Source organism: Aquabacterium soli (genome assembly GCF_003933735.1).
Classification (GTDB): domain Bacteria; phylum Pseudomonadota; class Gammaproteobacteria; order Burkholderiales; family Burkholderiaceae_C; genus Aquabacterium; species Aquabacterium soli.
In genome coordinates, this window is record NZ_RSED01000001.1 from 13,555 (window position 1) to 26,340 (window position 12,786).

General features: G+C 64.0%; 12 protein-coding genes and 1 pseudogene. 7 read left to right on the plus strand and 6 right to left on the minus strand.

Annotation, left to right across the window (positions count from 1 at the left end):
- Positions 1 to 5: 5 nt before the first annotated feature.
- The 3 genes and pseudogenes from EIP75_RS00055 to EIP75_RS24995 all read right to left on the minus strand — a co-directional run.
- On the minus strand, positions 6 to 1,235 hold the full coding sequence (locus EIP75_RS00055; RefSeq protein WP_125241187.1) for a hypothetical protein: 1,230 nt from the start codon (positions 1,233 to 1,235) through the stop codon (positions 6 to 8).
- Positions 1,236 to 1,532: 297 nt separating this feature from the next.
- A complete protein-coding gene (locus EIP75_RS00060) occupies positions 1,533 to 2,327 on the minus strand; it encodes a hypothetical protein (RefSeq protein WP_125241188.1) in 795 nt (264 codons plus the stop codon).
- Between the two features lie 4 nt (positions 2,328 to 2,331).
- Positions 2,332 to 2,793 (minus strand): annotated as a pseudogene (locus EIP75_RS24995) (hypothetical protein); the annotation flags it as partial.
- A 14-nt stretch (positions 2,794 to 2,807) separates the two neighbouring features.
- On the opposite strand from EIP75_RS24995, the gene EIP75_RS00065 reads away from it, so the two are divergent.
- Positions 2,808 to 3,035: a hypothetical protein gene (locus EIP75_RS00065; RefSeq protein ID WP_125241189.1), complete on the plus strand. Its 228-nt coding sequence runs from the start codon at positions 2,808 to 2,810 to the stop codon at positions 3,033 to 3,035.
- Between the two features lie 674 nt (positions 3,036 to 3,709).
- Here the strand turns inward: EIP75_RS00065 and EIP75_RS00070 are convergent.
- Entirely contained in the window at positions 3,710 to 4,804 is a 1,095-nt protein-coding gene (locus tag EIP75_RS00070; protein ID WP_233584596.1) for an AraC family transcriptional regulator, read from the minus strand.
- Between EIP75_RS00070 and EIP75_RS00075 the strand changes: the two genes are divergently transcribed.
- The 3 genes from EIP75_RS00075 (at position 4,787) to EIP75_RS00085 (ending at position 8,188) form a co-directional block, all read left to right on the plus strand.
- Positions 4,787 to 5,779 (plus strand): alpha/beta hydrolase, encoded by a 993-nt coding sequence (locus EIP75_RS00075; protein WP_233584597.1) that lies wholly within the window; start codon positions 4,787 to 4,789, stop codon positions 5,777 to 5,779. The two genes, EIP75_RS00070 and EIP75_RS00075, sit on opposite strands and share 18 nt — an antisense overlap.
- Before the next feature lie 25 nt (positions 5,780 to 5,804).
- Complete coding sequence (locus EIP75_RS00080; RefSeq protein WP_125241190.1) at positions 5,805 to 6,650, plus strand: SDR family NAD(P)-dependent oxidoreductase; 846 nt, start codon at positions 5,805 to 5,807, stop codon at positions 6,648 to 6,650.
- Positions 6,651 to 6,865: 215 nt separating this feature from the next.
- Positions 6,866 to 8,188, plus strand: coding sequence for a M16 family metallopeptidase (locus EIP75_RS00085; protein ID WP_125241191.1), 1,323 nt, complete (start codon positions 6,866 to 6,868; stop codon positions 8,186 to 8,188).
- 86 nt (positions 8,189 to 8,274) lie between these two features.
- Here the strand turns inward: EIP75_RS00085 and EIP75_RS00090 are convergent, their stop codons facing one another.
- Positions 8,275 to 9,534 carry an SGNH/GDSL hydrolase family protein gene (locus tag EIP75_RS00090; RefSeq protein WP_125241192.1) on the minus strand — a complete coding sequence of 420 codons (1,260 nt, stop codon included), beginning with the start codon at positions 9,532 to 9,534 and terminating at the stop codon, positions 8,275 to 8,277.
- Positions 9,535 to 9,610: 76 nt separating this feature from the next.
- Here EIP75_RS00090 and EIP75_RS00095 point away from each other — a divergent pair, with 76 nt between their 5' ends.
- Positions 9,611 to 10,495, plus strand: coding sequence for a LysR family transcriptional regulator (locus tag EIP75_RS00095; RefSeq protein WP_125241193.1), 885 nt, complete (start codon positions 9,611 to 9,613; stop codon positions 10,493 to 10,495).
- Between the two features lie 49 nt (positions 10,496 to 10,544).
- On the opposite strand, the gene EIP75_RS00100 is transcribed toward EIP75_RS00095, so the two are convergent.
- Positions 10,545 to 11,165: a glutathione S-transferase family protein gene (locus tag EIP75_RS00100; RefSeq protein ID WP_274379794.1), complete on the minus strand. Its 621-nt coding sequence runs from the start codon at positions 11,163 to 11,165 to the stop codon at positions 10,545 to 10,547.
- Between the two features lie 107 nt (positions 11,166 to 11,272).
- Here EIP75_RS00100 and EIP75_RS00105 point away from each other — a divergent pair, with 107 nt between their 5' ends.
- Entirely contained in the window at positions 11,273 to 12,289 is a 1,017-nt protein-coding gene (locus tag EIP75_RS00105) for a helix-turn-helix transcriptional regulator (protein WP_125241194.1), read from the plus strand.
- Entirely contained in the window at positions 12,282 to 12,764 is a 483-nt protein-coding gene (locus EIP75_RS00110; protein WP_125241557.1) for a GreA/GreB family elongation factor, read from the plus strand. Before EIP75_RS00105 ends, EIP75_RS00110 begins: the two co-directional genes overlap by 8 nt.
- Positions 12,765 to 12,786: the final 22 nt, after the last annotated feature.

The window sequence follows — 12,786 nt, forward strand, 5'->3', positions numbered from 1 at the left end:
GGGTGTCAGGGATGGATAACGCTCGCCGCGCCAAACGTCCACAGGCTGGCCAGCACGGTGCTGGCAAGGACGGCGTGGCGGTTGGAGAACAGCTGAGGTGGCCTCAGCGCGGCAACGAGCAGCAGGAAGCTGATCAGAAAACCCACCGCGGTGAGGATGGACAGCCCCGCGTTGGACACCAGGTACCCGCCCAGGCACAGCGCGAAGGGCGCACCAAAGCTCAGCACCACCAGCGTGTCGGCCCATCGCCACCAACGCGGCGCCAGCGGCAAAGCCGCGGTGAAGGGCAACGCGGCTTCGTGGGCCATCTGCAGCGGCCTGTACAAGCCGCTGGTGGCCAGCGCCGTGAGGCCCGCCGCGATGAAGGCCATCGGCAGGCAGCGGCCATCGAAATCCCACACCGACATCAGGCCGGCACTGGCAAAGACGATCAGCATGCAGGTGAAGAACTTGGCCAGCATGGATGACAGGTGCTGCCTGTAGAGAACCCCCAACGAGAGCCGCACCATCGGAGACAACGGACGCAGCAGCCACGACACCAAGTCTTCACCGGCCTGTGTCAGTTGGCGCAGGGCTTGGGCCGTGCGAGGCGACAGCGGCGGGACATTGGCGATCAGGGCCCCCAGGCTGGCCAGGGTGGGCAGGGTCAGGAGCACGACCGACCCAAAGGGCGGCATGGGCAGGCCGATGGCCGTGGCTACCCACGCATCGACCAGCACAAAGCCGGCGATCACCGCCGTGCGCCCCTTGAGCACGGCGAGCTGAGCGCAGAGCTGTGAGGCCAGCATGAACACCAGCACAAGCGCGCCCCGCGCGCAGACCCAAGGTTCTGAGTCACTTGCGGCGAGCGCCAAGGCGCTGGCCACAAAGGGGATCAGCAACGGTGTGTCCGAGACGAGCAGCACGACCAGATCGACGACACGGCAAGTGCGGTGCGGCAGCGGAAAGGACTGCGCGAAATCCGCGAACCGCCCCCCTCGGACCTGCTCACGCTGCATGAGCGCCCACAGCGCCCAGAACCCCTGCCAGAGGCCCAGCGCCCCCATGAGCCAGATGACTCCATGCTGGCCCGACAGCAGCACCATCACCGGGTACGCCGCTTCCCGGAGCAGTGAGCCACCCACCGGCGTGAAGGTGCCGAGGATCAGCACAATGGCCTGCCAACGCCGCAGCAGAAGCAAGGCGGTGGCTTCGCTGTACCAGCGGAGACGCAGGGCAAGCAGGCGGTAAATCATCGAATGGAAGAAAGAGAACGCGGATTGTGCCGCACCACCGAGCTCCGTCAATCTCAAGGAGCGATTTGCGAAAGCTCAGCGGATTGGCAAACAAGTAGGTATGCGCAAAGCCTTGGAAATGGCCGCTCTGGAAATGCAGGGCATGCATCATCGTGCCCTGTCCGACGCTTTGAACACTGCATGCCTTCTTACATGGGCAATCGGCGGGCGACCCCTGAGGTAGTAGCCGTGCTTCACGTTTGACGATGAGCATCGCCACCTTCGTTTTACGGCGGCTTTAAATTTTTACGTCAGCGGCTAGTGACCATTGCGGCTTTGCAGGGATTTAACTGATTCGGCATGTTCGACGGATCGTCGGTCAAAGGTGATCCGATTTTCCGCCGCGAGTCCTTCAAGCAGAAGGAGAACGTTGGCCGATCCCACCATCTCGACTGCAGCTTGACGTTGTCCTTTGCCAAGTAGCTGCGCAGCAACAAGCGGCAGGTGCAGCCTTCGGGCAGCATTCTCCAGTTCCTGGAGAAGAGGGGCCTCGCCTATATTCGGTCGGAGACTAAAGATATCAAGTTCAGTCGTTTCTTGACTCAGGAGCCGTGTTTTGCCCGTCTCGGAGGTGTGCGACCAGGCGAATGCTATGGCTGCCAGCAAGAACGGCGTACTTACTTGGGTGTAGCCTGTGCGAAATAGCTGTTCGGCTTCGGACAGCTTAATCTCCGTGTTTAAGAGTCCTTCCAGCTGTGTCAGATCTCGAACTGACCACCATTTCAGGAACAGTTTTAGAAGGGACGTGTCTCCTGATTTGGCCGTATCAATGAGGTGCTGCATTAAGCGATGGCGTACGTGCGGCGAAACCTCTTCAGTGTCACGAGTTAGTGTGCGCGTGACAAGATCACTATAGGCGCTATACCCCCGCGCTTCGAACCGGGAGTTTGCTGGAGGCGGCGGCGGCCCGTGAACCACAAGCTGGGCAGGGATCACCAGGTAGCTGTAGCGCCAACTTGGCGTCAAAGAACTGGCCACATTTTCCGCAATGATCTTGTAGTTGCTGATCATGGGCCTGGCAGAGGTAAACGGCTGGTAGTTGATGGCAAACATGCCAGTGTGCGGCCCCAAAATACGCGACGTCGTTGTCTATGCAAGTTGGACACTGGCGCAAGGCATGCGAGGACTTTATGCCTCTCATCGCAATAGAGAAGTGGCTTGGCCGGAAAACATCGTTGTGACCACGAACTATGGCAGTGCGCCACCTGGCAATCATGTCGGATGTAAGCAGACTGGACACGAATGGAAAAAGAGAATGCCGTTCTATCAACTGCTCTGCAGGAGCGGTTCCTCGCAAAATTATCGAAACAAAGTTCTCAGCTTGGTATCCGTAACGGTTGCTGATGCTCCAAGAGGCCGGTGACCTATAGACTTTTCGTGCCGACGATTGAATGCTAGCGTCGATGCCGGCGCGAACACATGCGAGATGGATGGACATGATCGTCGCATCTGCCGGGAAAGCTGGAATCATCAATGTCTTTACCTCTGTTGGAGCTCTGTCGCCAATCAGGTGCCACATCGGTCACAGGGTAAATGGCTGCGCTGCCTGATGGCTTCAGCTATTCTATTGACATGGAAAAATCGCAACAGCCGCCTCACATGACCGACTCAGCCAAGCAGGCAGCGCTGGAGGAGTTGCGTCGTCGCTACGATGAACGACTGAGGTGTCTCAGCGAGGAGTCTGCCAGGGCGCGACTGGACGCTTTCATGGAGCAAGACTTAAAGCTGGGTGGCTCGGTGCTTGCTGGCGAAGGGTTCTAGCCCTTTGCTCCTCATTGAGCCAGCCGGCAAGCAGCTTTAGGGTTCATCATCACTTACGGACCGCGACTGAGGCACCTTGATCGCGGCAGTTCGGTGTTCGCAGTGTTTGATCACCTTCAAGACCTGCCACGATCAGGACTGTTATGCCAATCCCCCTGATTGGCGGGCATAGTCGGACGTCGTTAAGTGAACCTCGCGTGAATGCTTCGGATCTATAGCCAAAGTGGCTGCTGGCTTCTATTGGGGCAGTTGAGAACTTGATTTTGCCGGCCGTCGCGGCGTGCTTTGCTCGGAAACATGCGAAGTAGATGACTTGATTATGGCATCTCGCGGAAGGCTGGAAATCACCAACTGTGACGGCGGGTTTTGAGACTATGTTTTGGCGCGATCCACAAACGGCAGCTCGGATACCCGGAAATTTTGAGACTTTGCGACGACTTCAATTGGTGCAAATCGACGCTTGCTGCCTCTGAGACCGTTTTGAAACTTTGTTATCCGTTACCTGTGAGCTCAAAACAAAGTATCGACGCGACCTGATGCAACGGACTGATTCAGCCCTGTTCCTTCGTCATGGAGGCATCCGTTGCCTGTCAAGCGGAAACAAATGTGGCGGTTAATTCTAAAGATGGTGCGGCTGCGTTTGTCTTCTCCTCGCATATTCCGCCGCGTACGCATCACCCTTGCTTAAGGTACGCGTCGCGCTCATCTTGTGGCGACTTGCCCGTCCATTCCTTGTAGGCCCGGGTGAACGCGCTGTGCTCCGAATACCCGACCAGCAATGCAACGTCGACCACCTTGAGCCGGGGATCCCGAAGGTATGACCGGGCCAGTTCATGGCGCACGAGGTTCAGCTCCTGGCGGTAATGCGTGCCAGCCGCGCTGAGCTTTCGCTGCAAGCTGCGCGTCGGGCAGTGAAGCTTCGCGGCGACATGGTCGATGTGTGGCTCGCCCAAGGTGATCAGCCGTGCGATCTCGCGCCTGACCGCTTCGACAAAGCCGTCCTCCTGCGGCAGCTTGCCCAATTGCTCGTCCGCATGTTTGGCCAGCAGCGCGATCAGGCCAGGATCACGGGTCTTCAGTGGCAATGCCAGAAGCGCAGCATCGAACGTCACAGTGGCTTCGGGCTGAGCGAACAACACCGCACAGCCGAAGTGATCTTCGTAGGGCCTGATGTCTGCAGGCCCTGCATGCAGAAAGCTCACGGCGCGAGGCGATGCAGGCCCTTGCGCCAGCATGCGGGCGACTTGCGTCATCACCGCAAAGCCGGCTTCATTGACCAGGGGGCCGGGCGTGTAGTCGTGCACATCCCAGCGCAAGGCCACGCCCCCGGGCACTGGCTGGCTCGACATCTGCACCACGTCGAAGATCAGCCGCTGGTAGTGCTCGAAGCGCTCCATCGCCTGGCCCAGGTTGTCACATGCGAGCAGTACGGCGCCCAGCACACCCAGGTGCCGGGTCTGCACGGTTTGCGCCATGTGGATGGCAATGAGCGGGTCTTGCAAATGTGATCGGGCCGCTTCCAGCATGCCTCCCCAAAGCTCGACATCGACACCACCGAGCCCGTGTGGATCCGGGGTGGGCCATGCGTGGCCAAGCACACCTTGCGGATCGTGCCCCTGCGCACCCAGGTACTCGTAGAGAAGCTGTACGTAGGTTGCCGGCACCACACGGCGAAATCGCGGCTTGCCCATGGAACGCGCTCCACTCAAATGGCGCAAAGTATCAAGGTCGTGTGCGCCAAGTGTCAAGCGGTGCTGGCCGAAGTTCACAAAAATGGCGCGGTGCCCAAGTCGGGCACTTTGCTTGTAGCGGGCACCTTCCGCGCATTCATGAACAGATCACCGATGTCCACATCCGCAGAGTCAGTCGAACTACGCTTCAGCTCTGGCGACAGTTGGTGCGCGGCCACCTTCTACCGCCCCGTCCGACGTGGGCCGTGTCCGGTCATCGTGATGGCCCACGGCGTTGGGGGTGTCAAAGCGATGCGCCTGCCCGCCTTCGCGGAACGCTTTGCGCGAGCGGGCTACGCCTGCTTCGTCTTCGACTACAGGCACCTGGGCGAAAGCGGTGGTGAACCGCGTCAACTCGTCGACATCTCCAGGCAGTTGGAAGACTGGAAGGCCGCCATGGCCTGTGCCCGCGCCCAACCCGAGGTACTGCCTTCTAAGCTGATTCTGTGGGGCACCTCATTCAGCGGGGGGCACGTCTTGTCGGTGGCCGCAGACACGCCCGATGTGGCGGCGGTGGTCTCGCAGTGCCCCTTCACCGACGGCCTGGCTTCCAGCTTGGCGCTGGACTTTGCCACCTCCATCAAGGTGTCTGCTTTGGCGATCCTGGATCGCGTGGGCTCATGGCTTGGCAGACAGCCGGTCCATGTTGCGCTCGCGGCGCCGCCAGGCCAGACAGCATTGATGAACGCGCCCGATGCCTTCACTGGCTTCCGTGCCCTTCATCCCGCTGGCTCGCACATTCCCGACTACATTGCCGCGCGCTTCGCGCTGGACATCGTCCGCTACCACCCCGGGCGGCGAACCCGTGACATCAAGGCGCCGGTCCTCTTCTGTGTTTGCGAAACCGATTCGGTCGCACCGGCCAAAGCGACCCTGCGCCATGCGGCAAGAGCGCCTCACAAAGAGATCAAGCGCTACGCCGAGGGCCACTTCGAGATCTACCTGGGCGCCGCGTTCGAGCGCGCGGTGGCCGACCAGCTCACATTCCTTCAGCGCGTGGTCCCCGTGCGTTGACTTTCCGTATCACTGGAGCAGAACGATGAAGCAGTATGAGTTGAAAGACCGCGTGGTGGTCATCACAGGATCGACAGGTGGGCTGGGGCATGCCTTGGCCAAGGCATTGCACGCCAAAGGGGCCAAGCTGGCGCTGTTCGACTTGAATCTGGATGCAGCGACCAAGCAGGCTGCGGAACTGGGCCCCTTGAACCTTGCGCGCGGATGGCAGGTCGATGTGTGCTCCCTTGAAGACCTGGAGTCCGCCTTTGCCGCTGCGGCCGCGCACTTCGGCGGTGTCGATGTCGTCGTTGCCAACGCTGGCATTGGTGTGCTTGGCCCGTTGGCCAAATTGGACCCCAAACTGATGGAGCGCCACACCGACGTCAACCTCAATGGTGTCTGGCGCACCTTCCGCGCTGCGCTGCCGCATGTGCGGACTCGTCGCGGCTACATGATGGCCATCTCGTCCATGGCCGCATTCGTGCATAACCCGCTCAACGGCATCTATGCCGCGACCAAGGCTGGCGTGTGGGCGCTGTGTGACAGCGTGCGCGTGGAGTTGCGTCATCTGGGCGTTGGCGTGGGCAGCGTGCATCCCACCTTCTTCAACACGCCCATGGTCGATGCCCTTTTGGCCGACCCCGCTGGACACAAGATCTTCAATGGCAACACTGGCTTGTGGAAGTGCATTGAGCTTGAAGAGGTGGTGGCGGGGGTGGTCAAGGGCATCGAACGCCGCAGTGACATGGTCGTGGTGCCGAAGCATCTGACGCTGATCGCGCGGATGCCTGGGGTGTTTCGGCGGATCATCGATGCCATTGGATACAGCCGGGGGCGGGTAGAGGAAAGCATCCGTCTGTCCGCTTCCAGTTCAGACCGAGGAGCATGACGGGCGCGGTCGTCCGACCTTGGCTACAAAGCCGGCAGGAACTCAAGCGCAGTTCCGTCGCAATGCGCGCCCGGCCGTGCAGCGCAGCGACAATGGTGCATGGAACAAGAAATTGGTAGCCGGCCGCTCATCGGCAGCCTTTGGCCCGCAAGCATGGCACTGGGCAACGCGCGCACTGGCGAGTGTTGCCAGAGCGCCGTTGCCAGAAACGACTGATGTCAATGCCCGCTACTCCGATCCTCCGCACACTCCCCAACGGCGTCCGGCTGTTGGCCCTTCCCATGCCCCACGTGCAGAGCGCCAGCGTGGGTGTGTTCCTGCGCGTCGGCTCCCGCGACGAGACGCCCGCCACCAATGGCATCAGCCATGTCCTGGAGCACATGGCCTTCAAGGGCACGACCACGCGCTCTGTGCAGGCCATCAATCTGGATGCGGAACGGCTGGGCGCGGACGTCAACGCCTACACCGGCAAGGACAGCACCGGCTACTTCATGACCGGTCTGGGAGAGCACGCGCAGCAACTGCTCGGCATGGTGGCCGACATCGTGCTCCACAGCACATTTCCCGAGATCGAGCTGCAGCGCGAGCTGGAGGTGATCCGCCAGGAAGCCATCGAGTACGACGAGGACCCCGAGGACAGTTCCAGCGACCTGCTCGACCGCGCCCTCTGGGGCGCCGCTTCCATGGGCATGCCGGTGATCGGCACGGTCGACAACATTGTGGGCTTCACACGCAACGATCTGGTTCGCCATGTGCAGCAGCATTACGTGGCACACAACACCGTTGTCGCAGCCGCCGGCCACTTCGATGTCGACGCCTGGATGAGCCTGGCCGAGGATCTGTTCACGGCGATGCCCGCATCGGCCGACAGTTTCGGGTCGCATCCCCCAGTGCCCGCAGCGTATGCCTGCCAGGCCGTGTCCCGGCGCTTCACGCAGGTGTCGCAGGTGTTCCTGAACATCGCCTATCCCCTGACGCCCACGGGCCCGGACGGCACGCCATCGCAGCGCCGGCGCCTGGCCGCCGCGCTCGCGGCCAATCTTTTCGGCGGCGGGATGTCGGCACCGCTGGTCGACACGGTGCGGGAGCGGCTCGGCCTGGCCTACACGGCCGATGCCACGCTCGACAGCGGAGACAACTGGCTCAACTTCGTGGTCCATGCCGTGACCACCCCGGACAAGATCGAGGCGCTGGTCCAAGCCACGGGCGAGCTGCTTCATGCCCAGGCGGCCACCATCGACCCGGTCCATCTGGAGAGGGCGAAGAACCAGTTGACCGTCTCCCACGTGCGCGCCAGTGAACGCCCCTTCGCCACGATGGAGCGGGCCGTCGAAGAGCTCTGGGCCAGTGGAACCGTGACGCTGCTGGCCGACACCATGGCCCTGATCGACGACATCCGCTCGGAAGAAGTACGGGACGTCTTCGCGCGGATGCTCGTCCATCCCCCGGCGCTGTCGATCACGGGCAAGGGCGTCAGCGCCAAGTCTGCGCGGCAGCTGGCGGCCTCTTTGGCCGCCAGCGTCCTTCAGGCGCCTTAGAAGAACCGGAAGTCGCAGAGGGCTTCTTGCGCGGAGCACTGCTTGCTCCAAAGGCCTGTGGGCAGGCCCTGGCGCCTTACATCGCATCAGCGCGCGTTCTTCGGCACCTCCGTGTCGGTGTTGCCAAGCAGCGCCCGCAAGTCGATCGCCTCGGCCATGCGGCGGTAACCGACATCGCCGGGGTGAAGGTGGTCGCCAGAGTCGAGCGCGGGATCCAGGCGCGACGGATGCGTGGGGTCTCGCAACACGGCGTCAAAGTCGACGATGCCGTCGAACGCGCCTGCCTTGCGGATCCATGCGTTCAGCGCTTGCCTCAGCGCTTCCTTCTGCGGGCTGTAGTGGCCCTGCAGTGGCGTGCCCGCCAATGCATGCTCGAAGGGCGGCACGGTGGCGGCGATCACGCGCACGTCGCGTGCATGCGCCTGCTCGACCAGCTGGCGGAACGCCCCGGTCAGTGTCTCCAGCGAAGCCGGTGCCTCGTGCGGCGCGAACGGGCTGCCCGGGAAGCCGATGTCGTTGGTGCCCAGCAGTACGACCACCGCGCGCACGCCCGGGTGGCGCAGCACGTCACGCTCGAAGCGTGCGAGCGCGCTGTCGCCCCAGCCGCCGCGCAGCAGCCGGTTGCCTGCGATGCCGGCGTTGAGCACCGCCACGCCCTGCGGCGCCAGCCGGCGCGCGAGGTGATCAGGCCAGCGCTGGTCGCGGCCGATGCTGGAACCGTTGCCGTCGGTGATCGAGTCGCCGATCGCGACCACGGTCTGCGGCGGGCGTGTTCCAGCGACGCGCAACTCGGCAATGAAGGCGCGCGTGGTGAGGGTCTGCGTCGGCGCGATGCCGCGGCGGCCGATCGCGTGGCCCGGCAGGATCCGGGTGGTGTCCTGCGCGTTCCAGTGGAAGCCGGCGACCGCCGTGGTCTGCGGCAGATAGAGCGCTGTCTCTAGCCGCTCCCCCGCGCGCAGCGGCAGGGGGGCCGCGTCGCTGATCACGCGCGCACCGGGCGCCACGGTGATGGCGTCACGGCCCTGGAAGCGCACGGGAACGGCAGGCCCCCTTCCCGTGGCACGCACGGCCAGTGCACCGACCTTCAGCGGCCCCGTGCTGTACTCGTTGCTGATCACGAGCCGTACACGCTCACCGCCAAGGGATGTGCGCAGCGGTTGCTGCAGCGTCACGTCGCGAAGGCTCGTCGGCATGCCGAGCGGCAGCACCCAGCTCTCGCCCCACACGGGCTGCGGGCTGGAGATCCAGGTGGTTTGCCAGTGTTCGGCGGGTGCGGTGGCCTGAGGCGCTGCCGCGGCGCCAGCGACCAGGGTCACCAGCAGGGAGGAGGCGATGAACTGTTTCATGGCCCCACTTTCGTCAATTCCGGTTGCGATGGGAAGATGGCAAGATGGAAGGCCAACCATTCGAAAGTGGAATGCCATGGACCGGCTGCGTGCGATGAACGTCTTCGTGAGGTCGGCCGAGCTGGGCACCTTGTCGGCGGCGGCGCGGTCGCTGTCGACCACGCAGCCCACGGTCAGCAAGCTGATCGCGTCGCTGGAGGCATCGCTCGGCGTGCGCCTGCTGGAGCGCGGGCCCGCGCGCGTGATGCTCACCGACGAGGGCCTGCGCTTCCTTGAAAGCGCGCGCCGTCTGCTCGAAGACTACGAGGAGGCGGTGGCCGACCTCGACGAGCGCACGCGGCAGCCGCGCGGGCTGGTGCGCATCTCGGCGCCGATGGCGCTGGGCGAGCTCAAGCTCAACCCGCTGATGCTGCGCGCGCTGCAGCAGTACCCCGAGCTGCAGGTTGACCTGATGCTGGAAGACCGCTTCGTCGACCCGGTGGAGGAGCGCTTCGACCTCACGGTGCGCATAGGCGGCGCGCTGCCACCCGACCTGGTCGCGCGCGAGCTGGCCACCTGGCCTCGCTACATCGTGGCCTCGCCCGAGTACGTGAGGCGGCACGGCCGGCCGCGCGCGCTGAAAGACCTGGCGCGCCACTGCTTCCTGCGCTACCCGCTCCAGACGGACGACGCGGTGACGCTGACCGGCCCTGACGGCGCGGTGGACCTCCCGATCAACTCGCGCTACCGCATCAACCATGCGGTGGCGCTGCTGGATGCCGTGCGCGACGGCGCTGGCATCGCATTCCAGCCCTGCTGGATGGTCAATGAGCTGATCCAACGCAAGCAACTGGTGCGGCTGCTGCCGCAATGGACCGGCCCGTCGCAGACGGCACACATGGTGTACCCGCGCCGCCGCCGACAGCCCATGCGGGTGCAGGTGATGATGGATCTGCTCACACGTGAGATCCAGTCGCTGTAGCGGCGTGCGCCGCGCTCTCCAGGCCGTCGGCCGCGTCTACGCGCAGCCTTCATCCCTCACTGCTCATGGCCGGTCGCGCCTGCACCTTGCCAAGCCAGGCCTGCACATGCGCATGCTTGGCCACCGGCGCGCCGATGAACACGCTGTACCCGATGACCGATGCCACGAGCAGATCGGCCATCGAGTAGCCCGCACCCAGCATCCACGGCTGCACCGCGAGCCGCTCGTCCAGCAGTCCCAACAGCCCGTCGAGCCCCTCGCGCGCGGCATCGGCATGCGCCGCACTGCGCAGCGCCTCGTCGCCCATCGTGGCCATCTGCAGGCGCACCAGCACCGTGCCATAGGTGACGTAGGCCCAGGCGCACCACGACATCGCCTGTAGCCGCTCGGGCGTGCCGGCGGCGGGCCACAGACCCTTCGCCACGCCGTATTCTTCGGCCAGCCAGAGCTGGATCGCCAGCGCCTCGAACATGGGCGCGCCATCCACCGTCAGTGTCGGCACCTTGCCGTTCGGGTTGAGGGCCAGGTACGCCGGCTTGTGCTGCTCGCCAGCCTTGATGTCGACCTTCACGCGCTGGTGAGGCACACCGAGTTCGGCCAACGCGCAAGCGACCGGCGTGGCGCTCGACATGGGGTGCCAGTACAGGACGATGGAATGTTGCTGGGACACAAGAATTCTCCTTCGGTTGGGTGACGGGCTCGTCACGGGTTGATGGGATTCACTGTAGGCACCATTGCGGACAGAATCGGCCCTCGATGTGGGCTAGAGTGCGGCGCATGCTCACCTCGTCTTCCCGCCTGCTGCGCTTGCTCTCGCTGCTGCAAGCCCGCCGCCACTGGGCTGGCGCCGAGCTCGCCGAGCGGCTCCAGGTTCATCCCCGCACCGTGCGGCGCGACATCGACCGCCTGCGAGAGCTGGGCTACCCCATCGAGGCCAGCAGCGGCGTGGCCGGCGGCTACGCCTTCCGCCCCGGCCAGGCGCTGCCCCCGCTGCTGCTGGACGACGATGAGGCGCTGGCCGTGACCATCGCGCTGCGCACCGCGGCCTTGGGCATGGTGAGCGGCATCGAAGAGACGGCACTGCGCGCGGTCGTGAAACTCGAGCAAGTGATGCCCTCTCGCCTGCGCAAACGTGCCGATGCCCTGCGCACCACCATCACGCCGCTCGACAGCATCGGCCCCGTCATCGACGCGACCCTGCTCGCTACCCTGGCCGGCGCCTGCCGAGACCAGCTCAGCGTGCGCTTCACCTACACCGACATCCGCGGGACCGCGAGTGAGCGCTGGGTGGACCCGCAAGGCGTGGTCTACACGGGCAGCCGCTGGTACCTCGTGGCGTGGGACCGCGGGCGAGAAGACTGGCGCACCTTCCGCCTGGACCGCATTCAGCCGCCAGCCACCATCGGTGCGCATTTCGCGCCGCGCCCTGGCCCGCAAGGCGGTGACCTCAAGGCCTTTGTGTCTCGCTCACTGGCCGTGTCGCCCTATCCCACGCAGGCGCGTGTCGTGCTGCACGCGCCCCGCGAGGTGATGGCCCAGCGCATCCCGCCTGCCTACGGGCTGCTCGAGGCGATCGATGATGAGCGTTGCCTGCTGCAATGCGGCGCCCATGCACTCGATCACCTGGCCTACTGGCTGCTGGCGTTCGATGTGGATTTCGAGGTGCTCGGGCCGGTGGAGTTGAAGGAGCGCTTGATCAGGGCAGGGGAAAGGGCAGCGCGGCACGCGACAGGTGCCCTTCATAATCAAGACCTGCCCCCGCTTGTTCGAGATGCCGACCTTCATGATGGATAAATTCTTGCTACAGCAGCAGGTGCTGGAACGGCTCGCCGAAGACCTGCGGCAAGCCGAACAGGCCGCGCGGGCGGCCCATGAAACGGCGACCCACGAAGAAAACATCGCCGAAAACAAATACGACACCTTGGGGCTCGAAGCCGCCTACCTGGCCACCGGCCAGGCTCGTCGCGCCGACGCCATCCGCCAGGCGATGGCCCATTGGCATCAATTCCGCCCGCGCCCCTACGATGCCAGCAAAGGCATCCAGCTCGGTGCGCTGGTCTGCCTGGTCGATTCCGACGACAAGCAACAACAGCTCTTTCTCGGCCCGGATGGGGGCAGCATGAAGTTGGTCATCGGCGCTGAAATCGTTCAGGTCATCAGCAGCGAAACCCCCTTGGGCAGGGCCCTGCTGGGTAAATGCGAGGGTGATGAGGTGTCGATACAGGTGGCGCCCAGCCGACTACACTTTGAGGTGCTGCGGGTTCATTGAGCCGCAAGCAAGTTCACGCCGC

What these genes read in the sequence shown, in the direction of transcription:
- EIP75_RS00110 (WP_125241557.1), top strand. Translation starts at nt 12,282, where the DNA reads ATGGATAAATTCTTGCTACAGCAGCAGGTGCTGGAACGGCTCGCCGAA.
- EIP75_RS00095 (WP_125241193.1), top strand. Translation starts at nt 9,611, where the DNA reads ATGGACCGGCTGCGTGCGATGAACGTCTTCGTGAGGTCGGCCGAGCTG.
- EIP75_RS00085 (WP_125241191.1), top strand. Translation starts at nt 6,866, where the DNA reads ATGTCAATGCCCGCTACTCCGATCCTCCGCACACTCCCCAACGGCGTC.
- EIP75_RS00105 (WP_125241194.1), top strand. Translation starts at nt 11,273, where the DNA reads ATGCTCACCTCGTCTTCCCGCCTGCTGCGCTTGCTCTCGCTGCTGCAA.
- EIP75_RS00090 (WP_125241192.1), bottom strand. Translation starts at nt 9,534, where the DNA reads ATGAAACAGTTCATCGCCTCCTCCCTGCTGGTGACCCTGGTCGCTGGC.
- EIP75_RS00055 (WP_125241187.1), bottom strand. Translation starts at nt 1,235, where the DNA reads ATGATTTACCGCCTGCTTGCCCTGCGTCTCCGCTGGTACAGCGAAGCC.
- EIP75_RS00080 (WP_125241190.1), top strand. Translation starts at nt 5,805, where the DNA reads ATGAAGCAGTATGAGTTGAAAGACCGCGTGGTGGTCATCACAGGATCG.
- EIP75_RS00065 (WP_125241189.1), top strand. Translation starts at nt 2,808, where the DNA reads ATGGCTGCGCTGCCTGATGGCTTCAGCTATTCTATTGACATGGAAAAA.
- EIP75_RS00060 (WP_125241188.1), bottom strand. Translation starts at nt 2,327, where the DNA reads ATGTTTGCCATCAACTACCAGCCGTTTACCTCTGCCAGGCCCATGATC.